Annotated in this window: 16 protein-coding genes and 1 pseudogene; 4 read left to right on the top strand and 13 right to left on the bottom strand. The window is 62.8% G+C overall.

Annotated elements, in window-relative coordinates; all coding sequences use genetic code 11:
- The first annotated feature begins 4 nt into the window (after positions 1 to 4).
- Complete coding sequence (locus tag NKH54_RS21835) at positions 5 to 640, top strand: LysE family translocator (protein WP_023672340.1); 636 nt, start codon at positions 5 to 7, stop codon at positions 638 to 640.
- A 115-nt stretch (positions 641 to 755) separates the two neighbouring features.
- On the opposite strand, the gene NKH54_RS21830 is transcribed toward NKH54_RS21835, so the two are convergent.
- The 11 genes and pseudogenes from NKH54_RS21830 to NKH54_RS21780 all read right to left on the bottom strand — a co-directional run bounded on the left by NKH54_RS21830 (position 756) and on the right by NKH54_RS21780 (position 10,303).
- Positions 756 to 1,271 (bottom strand): SRPBCC domain-containing protein, encoded by a 516-nt coding sequence (locus NKH54_RS21830; protein ID WP_023702091.1) that lies wholly within the window; start codon positions 1,269 to 1,271, stop codon positions 756 to 758.
- A complete protein-coding gene (locus NKH54_RS21825; protein ID WP_023672338.1) occupies positions 1,249 to 1,608 on the bottom strand; it encodes an ArsR/SmtB family transcription factor in 360 nt (119 codons plus the stop codon). The genes NKH54_RS21830 and NKH54_RS21825 overlap by 23 nt, the downstream gene beginning before the upstream one ends.
- A gap of 74 nt (positions 1,609 to 1,682) precedes the next feature.
- Positions 1,683 to 2,774, bottom strand: a complete 1,092-nt coding sequence (locus NKH54_RS21820; protein WP_023695981.1) for a 3-deoxy-7-phosphoheptulonate synthase — start codon at positions 2,772 to 2,774, stop codon at positions 1,683 to 1,685.
- A 472-nt stretch (positions 2,775 to 3,246) separates the two neighbouring features.
- A pseudogene (locus tag NKH54_RS21815) lies at positions 3,247 to 3,668 on the bottom strand (type II toxin-antitoxin system VapC family toxin).
- Entirely contained in the window at positions 3,665 to 3,928 is a 264-nt protein-coding gene (locus NKH54_RS21810; RefSeq protein ID WP_023702090.1) for a type II toxin-antitoxin system Phd/YefM family antitoxin, read from the bottom strand. The pseudogene NKH54_RS21815 and the gene NKH54_RS21810 overlap by 4 nt, the downstream one beginning before the upstream one ends.
- 72 nt (positions 3,929 to 4,000) lie before the next feature.
- Positions 4,001 to 4,795 carry an SDR family oxidoreductase gene (locus NKH54_RS21805; protein ID WP_023702089.1) on the bottom strand — a complete coding sequence of 265 codons (795 nt, stop codon included), beginning with the start codon at positions 4,793 to 4,795 and terminating at the stop codon, positions 4,001 to 4,003.
- 30 nt (positions 4,796 to 4,825) lie between these two features.
- The gene (gene iolG / locus NKH54_RS21800; protein ID WP_023702088.1) at positions 4,826 to 5,821 is read right to left on the bottom strand and encodes an inositol 2-dehydrogenase; all 996 of its coding nucleotides are present in this window, start codon (positions 5,819 to 5,821) and stop codon (positions 4,826 to 4,828) included.
- A 113-nt stretch (positions 5,822 to 5,934) separates the two neighbouring features.
- Positions 5,935 to 6,717, bottom strand: a complete 783-nt coding sequence (locus tag NKH54_RS21795; RefSeq protein ID WP_027049093.1) for an ATP-binding cassette domain-containing protein — start codon at positions 6,715 to 6,717, stop codon at positions 5,935 to 5,937.
- Positions 6,718 to 6,719: 2 nt separating this feature from the next.
- A complete protein-coding gene (locus NKH54_RS21790) occupies positions 6,720 to 7,796 on the bottom strand; it encodes an ABC transporter permease (RefSeq protein WP_023687413.1) in 1,077 nt (358 codons plus the stop codon).
- Between the two features lie 161 nt (positions 7,797 to 7,957).
- Entirely contained in the window at positions 7,958 to 8,899 is a 942-nt protein-coding gene (locus NKH54_RS21785) for a sugar ABC transporter substrate-binding protein (protein ID WP_023684065.1), read from the bottom strand.
- 372 nt (positions 8,900 to 9,271) lie between these two features.
- Positions 9,272 to 10,303, bottom strand: coding sequence for a LacI family DNA-binding transcriptional regulator (locus NKH54_RS21780; protein ID WP_023672329.1), 1,032 nt, complete (start codon positions 10,301 to 10,303; stop codon positions 9,272 to 9,274).
- A 174-nt stretch (positions 10,304 to 10,477) separates the two neighbouring features.
- Between NKH54_RS21780 and NKH54_RS21775 the strand changes: the two genes are divergently transcribed.
- From NKH54_RS21775 to NKH54_RS21765, 3 genes are all read left to right on the top strand, one after another.
- Complete coding sequence (locus NKH54_RS21775; RefSeq protein ID WP_353028855.1) at positions 10,478 to 11,584, top strand: fatty acid desaturase family protein; 1,107 nt, start codon at positions 10,478 to 10,480, stop codon at positions 11,582 to 11,584.
- Between the two features lie 100 nt (positions 11,585 to 11,684).
- Positions 11,685 to 11,999 (top strand): MocE family 2Fe-2S type ferredoxin, encoded by a 315-nt coding sequence (locus NKH54_RS21770; RefSeq protein WP_023828815.1) that lies wholly within the window; start codon positions 11,685 to 11,687, stop codon positions 11,997 to 11,999.
- Positions 11,999 to 13,234 (top strand): NAD(P)/FAD-dependent oxidoreductase, encoded by a 1,236-nt coding sequence (locus tag NKH54_RS21765; RefSeq protein ID WP_352543724.1) that lies wholly within the window; start codon positions 11,999 to 12,001, stop codon positions 13,232 to 13,234. Before NKH54_RS21770 ends, NKH54_RS21765 begins: the two co-directional genes overlap by 1 nt.
- Positions 13,235 to 13,382: 148 nt before the next feature.
- On the opposite strand, the gene NKH54_RS21760 is transcribed toward NKH54_RS21765, so the two are convergent.
- A complete protein-coding gene (locus tag NKH54_RS21760) occupies positions 13,383 to 14,339 on the bottom strand; it encodes a DUF1402 family protein (protein ID WP_023739746.1) in 957 nt (318 codons plus the stop codon).
- Positions 14,340 to 14,615: 276 nt separating this feature from the next.
- Positions 14,616 to 15,929, bottom strand: coding sequence for an ATP-dependent protease ATPase subunit HslU (gene hslU, locus NKH54_RS21755; RefSeq protein WP_023672325.1), 1,314 nt, complete (start codon positions 15,927 to 15,929; stop codon positions 14,616 to 14,618).

The raw sequence follows: 15,929 nt of genomic DNA, 5'->3' as shown, positions 1-15,929 counted from the left end.
TGACATGAGTTACGCGGAAAATCTCTGGCTGTTCTTTATCCTGCTGTCCGGCATCATCATCGTGCCCGGCATGGACATGCTGTTCGTGCTGGCCAATGCGCTCACCGGCGGCCGCGACCGGGGCCTCGCCGCCACGGGCGGCATCATGGTCGGCGGCATCGTGCACACGCTGAACGGCGCCATCGGCGTCGGCCTGCTGATGCATTTCGTACCAATCCTGTACAAGCCGCTGCTGATAGCCGGCGCCGCCTACATGGCCTTCATCGGCATCTCGCTGATGCGCAGTTCCATCACCGTCGGCCATGACGGGCCCGCCGGCAGCCGTACGGCCTGGAAGGCCTTTCGCCAGGGACTGGTGACCTGCCTGATCAACCCGAAGGCCTATCTCTTCATATTTGCCGTCTATCCGCAGTTCCTGAAGCCGGATTACGGCCCGATCTGGATGCAGGCGACGGTCATGGGCTTGCTGACGATGCTGACGCAGGCCGCCATCTATGGCGGGCTCGCCATCACCGCCGGCCGCAGCCGCAATCTGCTGGTGGCCAATCCGCGGGCGACCGCTTTTGCGGGCCGGGCGGCCGGACTGCTGCTGTTTGCGGTCTCGGTGTTTACGGCATGGGAAGGGTTGAGGGCAGCGTGATCCCGATCAAGCGATGACGCCGCGTTTCTTCGCCTCGGCGCGGCGCTTGCGGATCACTGTCCCGGTCTTTTCGTCGTCGAGGGCGGCAGCTACCCCGTCCGCGAGACCGATGACGTCATGACCGCCTCACGCCCTCGCCCAAGACGACGAGAAGCTCGTCCAATTGCTCGAACGTCTCGCCCATCGCATCCGCCGCCCCGGTACCGGCCGCGTCGAGAGCCTCCTTCGAGGGATAGAGTTCGTGCATGACCAGCAGCGTCTTGCCACCCTTTTCCTCGAAGGTCAGCGTGGTGACGGGTCCACCGTCACCACCTTCGTCATTGGTCCAGACGAGGCGTGAGTGGGGTGTCACTTCGATATACCTGCCGAAGAATTCGTGAAGGTCCGAGGCGTCGTGGCCGAACACCAGGCGGTACGTGCCTCCGGTACGAGCATCCATCTCGCAGGAACGCAGGAACATGCCCATCGACTTCGGCACCCACCACTGCTTGAACAGCTCGGGCTTGGTCCACGCCTCGAACACGATGCGCGCCGGACCGTTGACTGTTCGCGTGACGACCAGCTCGCGCTCGGACTTCCGTTCGACCGTGGTGCGGCTGTTCGTGGGCTCACTCTCGGTTCTTTGGCGCATCGGCTTTCTCCTTCCGTTTCAATTCCTCGACAACCTTGTCCAACTCGTTGAAGCGTGCGTCCCAGAGCAGGCGGTGCCGCTCGATCCAGGCCGCCTCTTCCTCCAGTCCGCGCAGGCCGAGCTTGCAGGTCCGCACGCGGCCAACCTTCTGCGTGGTGACGAGCCCCGCCTGCTCCAGGACGCCGACGTGCTTCTTCATGCCCGTGAGGGTCATGTGGAACTTTCCGGCAAGCTCGGTGATCGAAGCGTCTGCGCGTCCGAGCTGCTCCAGAACGCCACGCCGGGTGGCGTCCGAGAGCGCGGCGAACGAGGAATCCAAGTCGGTATACTGAACCATATGGTTCAGTATCTAGCAGACCGGTTGCCGGGGTGCAAGGGAGCCGCAGCGTCCTTCCCGCGCATCGCCTCGTATCAGGCGGCGCCCGGCCGGTTCTCCATCATGGCGCGGCGGGCTGAGCGGCGCCATTCTACGGCGCCGGCGAGGCCGTGCAGCACCGTCTCTGTGGTCGCCCAGTCTATGCAGCCATCTGTGATGCTCTGGCCATAGACGAGCGGCTTGCCTGATACCACGTCCTGCCGGCCGGCGACGAGATTGCTCTCGATCATGACGCCGATGATACGCTCGTCCCCTGCTGCCACCTGGCCGGCGACATCGGCCGCCACCTTCGGCTGGTTCTCCGGCTTCTTGCTCGAGTTCGCGTGGCTGACATCGATCATCAGACGGGGGGCGACGCCGATGCGGGCAAGTTCGACCGAGGCCGCCTCGACGCTCGCCGCATCGTAATTCGGCTGAACGCCGCCGCGCAGGATGACGTGGCAGTCCTCATTGCCGGTAGTAGTCGCAATGCCGCTGCGTCCGCCCTTGGTCACCGCCATGAAATGATGCGGCTGGGCGGCGGATTTCACCGCCTCGGCGGCGATCCTGAGATTGCCGTCGGTACCGTTCTTGAAGCCGACCGGGCAGGACAGGCCGGAAGCCAGTTCGCGGTGGATCTGGCTCTCGGTGGTGCGCGCGCCGATGGCGCCCCAGGCGACGAGGTCGGCAATGTATTGCGGCGTCGTCATGTCGAGAAATTCGGTGGCCGAGGGCAGGCCGAGATTGTTGACCGCCGACAGCACGTTGCGCGCCATCCGCAGCCCCTTGTCGATGTTGAAGCTGCCGTCGAGATCGGGGTCGTTGATAAGGCCCTTCCAGCCGACAGTCGTGCGCGGCTTTTCGAAATAGACCCGCATGACGATCTCCAACCGGTCGGACAGGGTCTCGCGCAGCGCCACTAGCCGGCTGGCATAGTCAACGGCCGCGACCGGGTCGTGGATCGAACACGGGCCGACGATGACAAGCAGCCGGTCGTCGGTGCCGTTCAAGATGGCATGGGTGGCGTTGCGTGATGCGCTCACGGTGCGCGTTGCCGTCAGCGTGCGCGGGATCTCCCGCATCACCTCGTCCGGCGTACTCAATTCTCGGATTTCCTTGACCCGAAGATCGTCTGTGGTGGTCAACACGGCTTTCTGCTCCTGTTTTTAGGAGACCTGCCGGCTGATACAAAAAAGCCGCCAGGTCTGGCGGCTGTTCGGACTTGTTGCTGCAATCTTCAGATCGAGCGCAATCCTCCCGCCGCCAGCGAGCTCGTAAAGTACCAATAGGTGGCGGTCAGGTTGATCATGAGGCTCATATAGTCGATGCGGGGGTGTTTGTCACGTGGGGTATGCGGAGACAATTCGGGATGGGCCGAATCCTCGCGATTTCGTCATCCCTGGGCGGAGCAGGAGCGAAGCTCCGTCGCGGAGACCCTGGGATCCATTCCGTGACCTGGGCCGTGGAGTGCGGCGGAGCAGAATTCTGGACCGTAGCAGCGCTCTGAAGTCGCGGCGTGGATCCTCGGGTCTGCGCTGCGTCGCCACGCTCCTTGCTCCGCCCGTGGATGACGAAGTGCCGGCGGTTCGCCAATCGCCAACACGTATAACGCGGAGCGGCTCATGCGGTCCAGGGATCGAAGAGTTCAAGCCCAAAGCCTTCGAAATCTTTCGTATTGCACGTTGCCAAGGTGAGCTCGTGCGCAATCGCAGTGGCTGCGATCAGGCCGTCCATCGACGACAGACCACGACCGCGGCGCTTCGCAAGACCCATCAGGTCGCCCCAGGCAAGGCAACCGCATCGTCCACCGGCAAAACCCGCTGTTCGAAGCGCTGGGGCAGGTCCCGGGCGAGCCATTCGGCCAGCGCCTCGCGTTTGCGGCCCTCATCCATCAGAGAGACGCCGCGCCGGATCTCGGCGATCGACACTACGCTGATGAAGGAGCGGTCCTCATCAAGCTCGTCCAGCCAGCCCAGGACACGTGCGACAGGCGCTGGCCTCGTCACCTCGGACAGGACATTCGTGTCGAGCAGCAGTCTCACCGCGGCAGGTCACGCGGTTCGTCGCGCTGACGTTCAAGGTCGAGATCGGCGCCGCGCAGCGGCGAGTCCAGCAGGAACTCGGCAAGCGTACCCTTGCGTGCGATCTTGCGCTGCCATTCCTCGGCCGAGACGACAACCACGCTTGGTTTGCCGTTCTTGGTGATCGTCTGCGGCGAGGACTGCGCGCGCTCGATGACCTCGGAGAGCCGGGCTTTTGCCCCGGCAACCGTCCAGTTGGTGCCTTTGGATGACGTTAGCATCGCATCCCTCGTGACTATCATGACTATCATGACTATCTGGGAATGGCGATGTTGCTGCAACAGGGTTTGAAGCTACTCCGGCGAGGTCCCCGCGACGTTCTGGTCATAGTCGACCAGCGAGCCGGTCATGACACCGGATTGCGGGCTGGCCATGTAGCTGATCAGCCGCGCCAGTTGGTCGGGCTTCACCAGTTGGCCCATGGGCTGGCCGGCCTCTGCCTTTGCCAGCCAGTCGTCGGAGGCACCGTGCCATTTCTTCTGCACGATGTCCTCGCCCTCGGTGTCCATCCAGCCCGGCAGAACGGCGTTGCAGCGGATGCGGTTGGAGCGATAGGCGTTGGCGACGTTCTTGGTCAGTGTCGCCAGTGCACCCTTGCTCGATGAATAGGGCGCCAGGAAGGACTGGCCGCAATGCGCCGACATAGAGAGCACGTTGACGATCGAGCCCGGCGCCTTCTTGTCCAGCAGATGCGCCACCACGCCCTGCATCAGGAAGAAGGGACCACGCACATTGGTGTGGAAAATCTGGTCGAACACCTCTTCCGAAGTTTCGACAAGTGAACCACGCGCGGACGTGGCGGCGGCGTTGACCAGCGCGTTGATGGTGTCGAAATGCGAGATCGCGGTTGCCACCGCGCGCTTGCAGTCCGCCACTTTCGAGACGTCGGCGCTGATGAAGATCGCATCGACGCCGGCCTTCTTGAAGTGGGCGACCGCCTTGTCGCCCTTCTCCTGCGAGCGGCCGATGAGCGCCAGCGCTTTGCAGCCCTCGTCGGCCAGCGCTTCGGCGACGGCAAAGCCGATGCCTTGCGCGCCGCCGGTGACGATGGCGCGCGTCTTCGAATTGCGATCGGCGGATGTGCTCATCGCTCTGCTCCTGTGCCTTGGTTCCGGTTCTTACTTGTCGAGACGGACGGTCTTGCCTGATCTCGCCGACTTCAGCGCGGCATCGGCCAGCTTCAGCGCCACGAGGCCGTCGGCGCCGCTCGGCGATGCCTTCTTGCCCGAGGTTGCAGCAGTGATGAAAGCGGCAATCTCGATGGCGTAGGCGTCGAGATAGCGGGTCATGAAGAAGTCGTGCAGCGGCGGGCGCGTATAGCCCTTCTCATTGGCGACCTCGATCGACACCGGCCGCTGGTTCTCGGCGGCGACCATGCCCTTGGAGCCATGCACCTCGATGCGCTGGTCGTAGCCATAGGTGGCGCGGCGCGAATTGGAGATGACGGCCTGCTTGCCGGACGCGGTTTCGAGGATGACGCTGACCGAATCGAAATCGCCAGCCTCACCGATCTTCTTGTCGACCAGAACCGAGGCATGGGCGCTGACCGCGACCACCTCTTCGCCGAGCAGGAAGCGCGCCATGTCGAAATCGTGGATGGTCATGTCGCGAAAGATGCCGCCCGAGCGCTTGATGTAGTCGACCGGCGGCGCACCTGGATCGCGCGAAGTGATGGTGACCATCTCGACCTTGCCGATTGCGCCGTCGTCGATCGCCTTGCGCACGGCGGCGAAATGCGGATCGAAGCGGCGGTTGAAACCGACCATCAGCGTCGCCTTGGCCTTGTCGACCACGGCAAGGCATTTCTCGACACGCTTGACGTCGAGGTCGATCGGCTTCTCGCAGAAGATCGCCTTGCCGGCCTTGGCGAAACGCTCGATCAGATCGGCATGGGTGTCGGTCGGCGTGCAGATGACCACGGCGTCGACGTCCTTGGCCTTCTCGATCGCGTCGATGGTGCGCACTTCGGCGCCATAGGCGGTTGCCAACTCGGTCGCAGCCTTTTCAAAAGCGTCGGCAACGGCCACCAGTCTGGCCTGCGGGTTGGAGCCGACGGCGCGGGCATGGACCTTGCCGATGCGGCCGGCACCGAGGAGGGCGAAACGAACAGTCATGGGGTATTTCCTCTAGGGGGATGGGTTCGAGAGAGTTGTGTCTCCACCTTCCTTTTGAGAAAGGTGGCAAGATAATTTTTGGAGCACGCCAGAAAACAGGATGACCATCCTGTTCAGGCCGCGAGTTCCGCCTCCCCGGTCTTGGCGCCGGTGATGTAGGAGACGATGTCGTTGCCGTCGGTGTTTTCCTTGCGCAGGTTGGCGACGATGCGGCCGCGCCGGAAGACGACGATACGGTCGCACAGGTCGAACACCTGGCGCATGTTGTGGCTGATCAGGATCAGCGGTTCGCCATTGTCCTTCAGCGTGCGGATGATGTTTTCGACCTGCGCGGTCTCCTGCACGCCAAGGGCTGCCGTCGGCTCGTCCATGATGATCAGCTTGGAGGCGAAGGTCGCGGTCCGGGCGATCGCAACGCACTGGCGCTGGCCGCCCGACATGTGGCGAATGGTGTTGGACAAATTGGGGATTTTCACTGCCGTGCGGATCAGCGCCGCCTCGGTCGCCTTGCGCATGTATTTGCGGTCGAGGATCGAGAACGGCCCGAGATTGAAAAGCACCTTTTCGCGGCCGAGGAACAGGTTCGACGGCACGTCGAGATCGTCGGCCAGCGCCAGATTCTGGAACACGGTCTCGATGCCCGCCGTGCGCGCTTCGATCGGCCCGGCGAAATTCACTTCCCTGCCGTCGAACCAGATCTGGCCGCTGGTGCGCTGCTCGACGGCGGTGATCTGGCGCACGAAGGTGGATTTGCCGGCGCCATTGTCGCCCATGATGGCGACATGCTCGCCCTTGCGCAGCTCGAAATTCGCGCCTTCCAGCGCATGGACGCCGCCATAGCGTTTGGTCAGGTTTTCGGTCTTCAGGACGATGTCTGTCGTGGAGATATCTGGCATGGTCAAGCCCTCAATGCCCGCATGCGCTGGCGCCATTGGTCGAGAACGACCGCGCCGACGATGATCACGCCCTTGACCATCTCCTGATAGTAGGCGTCGAGGCGCAGGAAGGTGAAGCCGGAAATGATGACGCCGAAGATCAGTGAGCCGATCACGGTGCCGACGATCGAGCCGCGGCCGCCCGACAAAGAGACGCCGCCGATGACCGCCATGGCGATGGCGTCGAGCTCGTACATGACGCCCATGCCGGACTGTGCCGTCAGGTTCTTGGAGGATAGCACGACGGCGGCCAGCGCGGCGAGGATGCCGGCAATGACATAGACGAGGATCTTGTGGTTGGCGATCTTGATGCCCGACATGCGCGCGGCATCTTCGTTGGAGCCGATGGCGTAGCAGTGCTTGCCGTAGCGTGTGTAGGTCATGATCAGCTGGAACAGCACCGCCAGCGACAGGAAGATGATGACCGGCATCAGGCCCTTGCCGATACCAGCGAAACTTTCGGTCGGAAACGAGATCGGCTGACCCTTGGACCACCATTTGGCAATGCCGCGCGCGGTCACCATCATGCCGAGCGTGGCGATGAACGGCGGAATGCGCGTGTATGCAATCAAGGAGCCGTTGACGAGACCGGCGAGCAGACCGCAGCCGATGGCGACCAGCACCGGCACGATGACCGGCAGGTCGGTCCAGCCTTGCGCCAGGAACATCGCCTTGGGGTTGGGGTTACCGTTGACCGTCGCCACCTGGGCAAAACTCATGGCGATCATGGCGGTGGCGCCGACGATCGAGCCCGAGGACAAGTCGATGCCGCCGCAAATGATCACCTGCGTGACGCCGATGGCGATGATGCCGACGATCGACACCTGCAGGATGATGATCTGCAGGCGGGCCTCATTGAAGATCCCGGCGACGTTGTCGCGCGTGTTGAACAGGAAGCTGTCGCCAAGAAAGATGCGGCCGATCATTTCGAAGATGACGACCAGAATGACCAGCGCCAGGAAGACGTTGAATTCGGCCGGCCATGTCCGCCTCTTCGCGTCATAGCTGACCCCGCCGACGCCATGAGATGTCTGTGACATGCCTTGTCCTCCGTGAGGCCGCATTTGCCCTTCCGCCCCTCAGGGCGGTGGGGGAAACGGGAGCGGCGCGGTTGCGCCGCTCTCTTGTTTGTTTGTCGCAATTCCGGACGGAAAACCGCTTCACACTTTTTCCTGGAATTGCTTACGCGTGAGTTGCCGGCTCAGTTCTTCTTCAGGAACTTGTCGATGTTGGCCGGCGTAACCAGCTGGAAGGGCACGTAGACCTTGTGCTCGACCTTCTCGCCCTTGGCGAGCTTCAGTGCCGCGTCGAGCGCGCCGGCGCCCTGGCCGGCCGCATCCTGGAACACGGTGGCATCGAGGTCGCCGGCCTGCATGGCGGCAAGCGCGTCCTGCGTGGCGTCGACACCGCCGACGACCACCGTCTTCATGTCGATGTTGGCGGCCTTCATCGCCTGGATGGCGCCGATGGCGCTTTCGTCATTGTTGGCGATGACGCCGTCGAACGGCTTGCCGGTCGACAGCCAGTTGGTCATCAGGTTCTGCGCTTCGTCGCGGTTCCAGTTCGAAGTCTGCTTGTCGATGATCTTGATGAAGCTGCACTCCGGCGTGGCGATCACCTCTTCGATGTCCTTGGTGCGCTGCACGGCGGCCTGGTTGGAAAGCTCGCCCATGATGACATAGACATTGGCTTCCTTCTTGCCGGCCTCGGTGAACAGGCGGCAGACTTCCTTGGTCTCGAGCGTGCCGGAATCGGCCTCGTTCGACGCGACGAAGGCCTGGTTGTCCGGCAGCGTGTCGACATTGACCGGCTGGCGGTTGACATAGACCAACGGGATCTTGGCGGCGGCTGCGGCGTCCGACATCGCCTGCGTGGCCGAGGTGTCGACCGGGTTGACGATGATGGCGTCGACGCCCGAGGCGGCGAAGTTCTTGATCTGGTCGAGCTGCTTGGCGACGTCGTTCTGCGCGTCCTCGACCTGCAGTTCCACGCCGCTCATGCCCTTGGCCTGCTCGATCATGCCGTTGCGCAGCACGGTGAGGAAGTTGTCGTCGAACTTGGCCATCGACACGCCGACCTTGGCGGCAAAAGCGGACGAACTCATCAGCGCCGCAAAGGCGACGCCCAAAATCAGTTTCTTCATTGTGTTTCTCCTCCACATTGGTGTCCGGCTGCACCGATCTACCCGGAATCCCCGATAGCCCGAGGAATCTCTCCCTGATGCCTTCCTGTTCCGTATGGCGTTTTGTCCAAGCGATGGAACGCCAGGCTCCCAGTTTGAAACAGATGTTCCGGAACGAAAGAACCAAAATACCAATCTGATGAAATATTTATTCCATTTTTTCGCGAGACGTCAAGAGCGATTCCTAAGTCGGAAAGCGGATTTTCGGTCGCCTCGCCGCAATTTCACGTCGAATCAAGGCCGGCAGCGGCACAGGCCGTGTCTGAAGGCAGACTCTGATAGATTCTATCATCGCCGGAGAGCCCGCGCCGAACGGGTCGGCGCGGCAACGCGTTAGATATTTTCCGGCAGATATATGTCGAAGGGCAGAAAGGTCTGGCCCGGCGCGTTGGCGGCGCCGGCCTCGATGGAATGCGCCATCAGGTCGACAAGCTCGCGGCACAAGGCGGCGAGCGGCGTCGAGATCACCATGGTCAGGATGTTGTCGGCGAGTGCCGCGCGCGATTCGGCGTTGATCTCGTTGCAGACGACCACCGGCATGCTTGCGGGCTTCGCAGCCCGCAGCGCCGAGACCGCGCCTTCCATGCCGCCGCCGGCGACATAGCAGCCGGCAAGATCCGGATACCGCACCAGGAGATCGATCATCGCATCGTGGGTGACCTGGTTGGCTTCCAGATTGACCAGCGTTTCCATCACCGTGAAGTCCGGCGCATGTTCGCGGAAGAAGGAGCGAAATCCGATCTCGCGCAGTTCATGGCCGTGGAAGCGATGACTGCCGACGAAAAGGGCGACCTTGCCGGGGTTCTTTGCCGCCCTGGCGATCATCCAGGCCGCGGTGCGACCGACCTTGCGATTGTCGAGGCCGACATATCCCTCACGGATGCCAGCGGCAAAGTCGGACAGCAGCGAGAAGACAGGTTGCCCCCTCGCTTTCAGCGACTCCACGACCGCCGTCAGCGTCGGATGGTCCGGACCGACAACGGCGATTGCTCTGGATTTCGCTGCCAGCTTGCGCATCTGGGCGGCGATCTCGTCGGCGGCTAGCGAGCTGGCGAAATCGATGGTGGCGACGCCGCGGAAGCGCTGCGATTGCGAGACCGCCATTTCTAGCTCCCTCGCGAAATCGCCGTAAAAAACATCATTGCCCCGCAGCAGCAGAAAGCCGAGGCGGTATTCCGGCAATTCCTGGCGCATGCGCCGCTTGATCAGCCCGGCGGCGTGGTAGCCGATGCCGGTCGCCGCCTCATAGACGCGGCGCGCGGTTTCCTCGCGCACCGGCAGCCGGTTGTTCAGCACCCTGTCGACAGTGGCGACGCTAACGCCGGAGATGCGCGCCAGATCGGTGATGGTTGGCCGTTTTGCCATGACTGTCCCGCATGAGTGCCTGCAACTGCTTACATCGTTCTGATGGAAAATGATAGAAACTATCTTTGTGATATTGAGACTATCACCGCATGGCGCTATTTTGCGCTCGGACACAAGCGCCTGTAATGGACATATCCGTCCTGACGGATGCTGTGGCCGACGGAGGCAGCCCCTATGGAAGCGACACTATCCACACTACCGTTTCGGCGCGACTACAGCCTGATGGGCCGCGATTCCAAGCTCGCCGTCGAGACCGGGCTGGCGGCGGCCGAGTGGTATCACACCGATATTCCGCGCAAGCAGATGAAGGAGCTGATGCAGCGCTCCGACGGGCCGGCGATCCGCGACACCGCGATCTGGCTGGCCGCGCTGATCCTGAGTGCCGCCGGCGGCGCCTGGTTCTGGGGCAGCTGGTGGTGCGTGCCGTTCTTCTTCGTCTATGGCGTGCTCTACGGCTCCTCCACCGACTCACGCTGGCACGAATGCGGCCACGGCACCGCCTTCCGCACCCAGTGGATGAACGACGCGGTTTACCAGATCGCCTGCTTCATGATCATGCGCAATCCGGTGACCTGGCGCTGGAGCCACACCCGCCACCACACCGACACCATCATCGTCGGCCGCGACCCGGAAATCTCCGTCATGCGGCCGCCGGATCTGTTCCGGGTCGCGCTTGGCTTTATCGGCGTGCTGGATGCCTGGCATGCGATGTCGGACATGCTGCGCAATGCCGCCGGCAATATCAGCGCGGCGGAAAAGACTTTTATCCCCGAACAGGAGCAGCCTAAGGCCATTCGCATCGCCCGCATCTGGACGGCGATCTATGCCGTCACCATCGTGATCGCACTGTATTTCGGTTCATGGCTGCCGCTGATGCTGGTCGGGCTGCCCCGGCTCTACGGCGCCTGGCATCATGTCATGGTTGGCCTGCTGCAGCATGGCGGGCTGGCGGAAAATGTCATCGACCACCGGCTGAACAGCCGCACCGTCTACATGAACCCGGTCAGCCGCTTCATCTACTGGAACATGAACTATCACGTCGAACACCACATGTTCCCGATGGTGCCCTATCATGCACTGCCTAAACTGCATGCGCTGATCAAGCACGATCTGCCGGCGCCGACGCCGTCGATCCTGGCCGGCTACCGCGAGATGATCCCGGCCTTTTTGCGCCAGCTGCGCAACGAGGACTATTTCCTCAAGCGCGAACTGCCGCCAACGGCGCGGCCGTACCGTGAGGAATTCCATAGCGATGCCGTCGCCGCCGCGGCGGCGGAATGACAATCTTTGTTTTAACGCAATTCCCTCGGGAAAGCGCTAAGCGCTTTTCCCGGGAAAACCGCAACGCACTTTTCCTGGAATTGCTTTTGAGGAGGAACAAATGAGCGACTGGGTCGAGGCCTGCGCCGCCGGCGACATCGATGAAGAGGATGTGATGCGCTTCGATCATGGCGGCCGCACCTTCGCCATCTATCGCAGCCCGGATGATGACTATTTCGCCACCGATGGGCTTTGCACGCACGAGAAGGTGCATCTGGCCGACGGGCTGGTGATGGACGACATCATCGAATGCCCCAAGCACAATGGCCGCTTCAATTACAAGACGGGCGCCGCACGCGGCGCACCGGTCTGCGTCAACCTCGCGACCTATCCGGTGAAGGTCGAGGCCGGCAAAGTGCTGATCCGGATCGGTTGATGGCGATGCAAGCGGGGATGGTCATCATCGGCGCCGGCGAATGCGGCGGGCGAGCAGCGCTTGCGCTGCGCGACCTCGGCTATGACGGGCCGGTGACGCTGGTCGGCGACGAACCGCATCTGCCCTATGAGCGGCCGCCTTTGTCGAAAGACGCGATGGTCAGCGATGCGCCTGAAATCAAGGCGATCGCCAGCGACGCAGTGCTGGCCGAGAAATCCATCCGGCATATCCATTCCATCCAGGCCGTGGCGATCGACCGTGCGGCACACGCGGTGCGGCTGTCGGACGATTCGGTCCTGCCCTACGACAAACTGCTGCTGGCGACCGGCTCGACACCGCGCAGGCTGTCCATGCCCGGATTGGGCACCCGTACCGTCTACCTCCGCACCTTTGGCGACGCACTCGCCATTCGCAGTCACCTCAGCCCGGCAAACCGTATCGCCATCATCGGCGGCGGTTTCATCGGCCTTGAACTGGCGGCTGCAGCACGCAAACTCGGCGCCACCGTCACCGTCATCGAAGCGCAGCCACGCATCCTGATGCGTGGCGTGCCGGCGGAGATCGCTGAAGTCGTCCATCAGGCGCATGAAAGCGAAGGGGTGAGTATCTTCACTGGCCAAGGCATCGCAGCCATCGCCGACGATGGGACGGAGGTCCGCATCATGCTCGCCGATGGACGGTCAATCGACGCCGATCTCGCCGTCATAGGCATCGGCGCCGTGCCGGTCACCGGACTTGCCGCCGAGGCGGGTCTGACCGTCGACAACGGAATTGCCGTCGACGCCATGCTGCGCACCAACGACCCCGATATTTTCGCCGCTGGCGACTGCTGCTCATTTCCCCTCGCCGTCTATGGCGGCCGGCGGGTGCGGCTGGAGGCGTGGCGCAATGCCCAGGAGCAGGGCGCGCTGGCGGCAAGGAATATGCTGGGCACCGGCGAGGCACATACGGCGGTGCCGTGGTTCTGGTCGGATCAGTATGGGCTCAGCCTGCAGATCGCCGGACTTTCCGACGAGGGCAAAAGCACGGTGCGCCGCGACTTCGAAAGCGGCGCCTTCATTCTGTTTCACCTGGCCGAGGATGGCAGGCTGGTGGCGGCGAGCGGCATCGGCCCCGGCAATGCGGTGGCCCGCGACATCAGGCTGGCCGAGATGCTGATCGCCAAACGGGCAAAGCCGGCGCCGGAGGCGCTGGGGTCGCAGGATGTGAAGTTGAAGTCGTTGCTGGCGGCTTGAGTTTACCCTCCCCCTTGTGGGGGTCCGAAGGACGGGCGAGACCCGTGACTCTCCCCGGCAAGTCGCTGCGAAGCAGCGGGGTGGGGTGCGGCGCAGACCCCCACCCGGACCTGCGGTCCGACCTCCCCACAAGGGGAAGGTAAAGGGACTAAAACAGCGCCTTCAGCTCGTCCAGCTTGTCGTTGACCAGCCAGCCGTAATAATTCTCTTCCGGCAGCTTGACCGTCTCACCCGCGGCGCGGCGCTTGTCGTTCTCAGCCTTCAGCGCATAGGCGCGCTGCTCGGGATTGCCGACATTGTAGAGCGTGGCGGTCAGCCCCGGATTGCCTGAGATGTCGAAGCCGGCAATGTTTTTGTAGGCGTCGATCGACTTCCTGATCGTCGCTGCGACGTAGGGCAATGTCAGATCCGGATCCATGATGGTCTTGTAGACCCCATTGGGATCGCCGACATCGAGTTCGGGCAGCCCCGACACCTTGTGCACGAGATCGCTCATCTGCAGCGCGGTCAGCGGGTTGAGCTGGCCGAGGCCAAAGGTCTGGCCGGCATAATAGGGCTGGAAGAAGGTGGCGCCGAAGCGGTCGTTGGGAAAGCTGGTGCCGCCGACGGTCTTGCCGCGGAAGGAGCGGTTCCACACCTGCTCGCGGCATTCCCACAGGTCGTAGCTGTCCGACATTGTGCACTTCTTGAATTCCGGCCGCTGCACGAAATCGGTGATGTCCTCGCCGTCATAGGCGAAGGACAGCTTGCTGGAGAGGTAGGAGATCGCCTTGACGTAGTAGGTCTGCAGCCGGTCGTAGGCATCGACATTGTAGGTGTGCTCGCCGACGATGGCGCCGACGATGTGCAAGGGGTTGATGCCGTAAGCGGCAGCCGCCTTCCTGATCTTGGCGCGCAATTCGGCGTCGTTCTGCAACAGAGCGTAGACCTTGCGGTATTTGGCCTGGAAGGTGGTGTTGGTGGCCTGGGTGCGGCGGCTGGAGGCGCCCGGTATGTCAGGCTGCACGACATTGCGGTTGCCCGCCGGCACCAATGTCGCCGCGTCAGCCGCGAACAGCGTCGCCGCCAGCGTCAAGCCGAGAATGAGCAGGATCAGTTTTTTCATGCGCCGCCGCCTAGAGAATTGCCGCGCAAATTAGGTAAAGCTCCCGGTCGAGTCGAGAGCGCCCTTGCAGCCAGCAAGACGAAAGGTGGCCGCATGATACCATCCGGCCACACACGATGATGTTTGCCGGAAACTGTTGCCTAAGCATCGGCCCAAAAATCGAAACCGATTTTTGGAAAGTCCGATGCGTCGATTCAATACTGTTAGAGCGACCTTTGCGCGTCCAAAGGACGCGCGGCGCTCTAATACCGGCGCCGGATGAACCGGCGCCCTCGTTTAAAGGATGAATCGCGACAAATCTGTGTTTCGCGAGAGGTCGCCGACATGCTTTTCCACATAGGCGGCATCGATGGCGACGCTGGTGCCGTTGCGGTCGGGCGCGTCGTAGGAGATCTCGTCCAGCACGCGCTCCATCACCGTCTGCAGGCGTCTCGCTCCGATGTTTTCGACACTGGCGTTGAGGTCGACAGCGATGCCGGCCAGCGAATCGATGGCATCGTCGGTGAAGGTGAGGTCGACGCCTTCGGTCTTCATCAGCGCGATATACTGCTTGATGAGGCTGGCCTCGGTCTCGGTGAGGATGCGAATGAAATCGTCCTTCTCCAGCGCCCGCAACTCGACACGGATCGGCAGGCGGCCCTGCAATTCAGGCAACAGGTCGGAGGGCTTCGAGACATGGAAGGCGCCCGAGGCGATGAACAGTATGTGGTCGGTCTTCAACGGTCCGTATTTGGTCGCCACCGTCGTGCCTTCGATCAGCGGCAGCAGGTCGCGCTGCACGCCTTCGCGCGAGACGCCGGCGCCCATGCCGCCTTCGCGCGAGGCGATCTTGTCGATCTCGTCGAGGAAGACGATGCCGTCATTTTCGGTCGCGTCGAGCGCCCGGCGCACCACCTCGTCCTGGTCGAGCAGCTTGTCGGACTCGTCGTTGACCAGCAGCGCGTAGGATTCCTTGACCGTCGTCTTGCGCGCCTTGGTCTTCTTGCCACCCATCGCCTTCGACAGCATGTCGTTGATGTTGAGCACGCCGATATTAGCGCCCGGCATGCCGGGGATCTCGAAGCCGGGCATGCCGCCGGTGCCGGTGTCGGCAACCTCGATCTCGATCTCCTTGTCGTCGAGCTCGCCGTCGCGCAGCTTCTTGCGGAAGGAATCGCGGGTCGCCGGGCTCGCCGTCTTGCCGACCAGGGCTTCCAGCACGCGCTCCTCGGCATTGAGGTGCGCGCGCGCCTTCACGTCCTCGCGCATCTTCTCGCGCACCAGGCCGATGGCGATCTCGACCAGGTCGCGGATGATCTGCTCGACATCGCGGCCGACATAGCCGACTTCGGTGAACTTGGTGGCCTCGACCTTGACGAAAGGCGCACCGGCGAGTCGCGCCAGGCGGCGCGAGATCTCGGTCTTGCCGACGCCGGTCGGGCCGATCATCAGGATGTTCTTCGGCATCACCTCTTCGCGCATCTGGCCTTCCAGCTGCTGGCGGCGCCAGCGGTTGCGCAAGGCAATGGCCACGGCGCGCTTGGCGTCCTTCTGGCCGATGATGAAGCGGTCGAGTTCCGAAACGATTTCACGGGGAGAGAAGGTGGTCAT

This window comes from Mesorhizobium sp. M1004 (assembly GCF_040318795.1).
Lineage (GTDB): Bacteria > Pseudomonadota > Alphaproteobacteria > Rhizobiales > Rhizobiaceae > Mesorhizobium.
This window is presented reverse-complemented; position numbering and strand designations above follow the sequence as displayed.

Coding starts and splice junctions, on each gene's coding strand:
- NKH54_RS21835 (WP_023672340.1), top strand. CDS start 5: ATGAGTTACGCGGAAAATCTCTGGCTGTTCTTTATCCTGCTGTCCGGC.
- NKH54_RS21830 (WP_023702091.1), bottom strand. CDS start 1,271: ATGCGCCAAAGAACCGAGAGTGAGCCCACGAACAGCCGCACCACGGTC.
- NKH54_RS21825 (WP_023672338.1), bottom strand. CDS start 1,608: ATGGTTCAGTATACCGACTTGGATTCCTCGTTCGCCGCGCTCTCGGAC.
- NKH54_RS21810 (WP_023702090.1), bottom strand. CDS start 3,928: ATGCTAACGTCATCCAAAGGCACCAACTGGACGGTTGCCGGGGCAAAA.
- NKH54_RS21805 (WP_023702089.1), bottom strand. CDS start 4,795: ATGAGCACATCCGCCGATCGCAATTCGAAGACGCGCGCCATCGTCACC.
- iolG (WP_023702088.1), bottom strand. CDS start 5,821: ATGACTGTTCGTTTCGCCCTCCTCGGTGCCGGCCGCATCGGCAAGGTC.
- NKH54_RS21795 (WP_027049093.1), bottom strand. CDS start 6,717: ATGCCAGATATCTCCACGACAGACATCGTCCTGAAGACCGAAAACCTG.
- NKH54_RS21790 (WP_023687413.1), bottom strand. CDS start 7,796: ATGTCACAGACATCTCATGGCGTCGGCGGGGTCAGCTATGACGCGAAG.
- NKH54_RS21785 (WP_023684065.1), bottom strand. CDS start 8,899: ATGAAGAAACTGATTTTGGGCGTCGCCTTTGCGGCGCTGATGAGTTCG.
- NKH54_RS21780 (WP_023672329.1), bottom strand. CDS start 10,303: ATGGCAAAACGGCCAACCATCACCGATCTGGCGCGCATCTCCGGCGTT.
- NKH54_RS21775 (WP_353028855.1), top strand. CDS start 10,478: ATGGAAGCGACACTATCCACACTACCGTTTCGGCGCGACTACAGCCTG.
- NKH54_RS21770 (WP_023828815.1), top strand. CDS start 11,685: ATGAGCGACTGGGTCGAGGCCTGCGCCGCCGGCGACATCGATGAAGAG.
- NKH54_RS21765 (WP_352543724.1), top strand. CDS start 11,999: ATGGCGATGCAAGCGGGGATGGTCATCATCGGCGCCGGCGAATGCGGC.
- NKH54_RS21760 (WP_023739746.1), bottom strand. CDS start 14,339: ATGAAAAAACTGATCCTGCTCATTCTCGGCTTGACGCTGGCGGCGACG.
- hslU (WP_023672325.1), bottom strand. CDS start 15,929: ATGACCACCTTCTCTCCCCGTGAAATCGTTTCGGAACTCGACCGCTTC.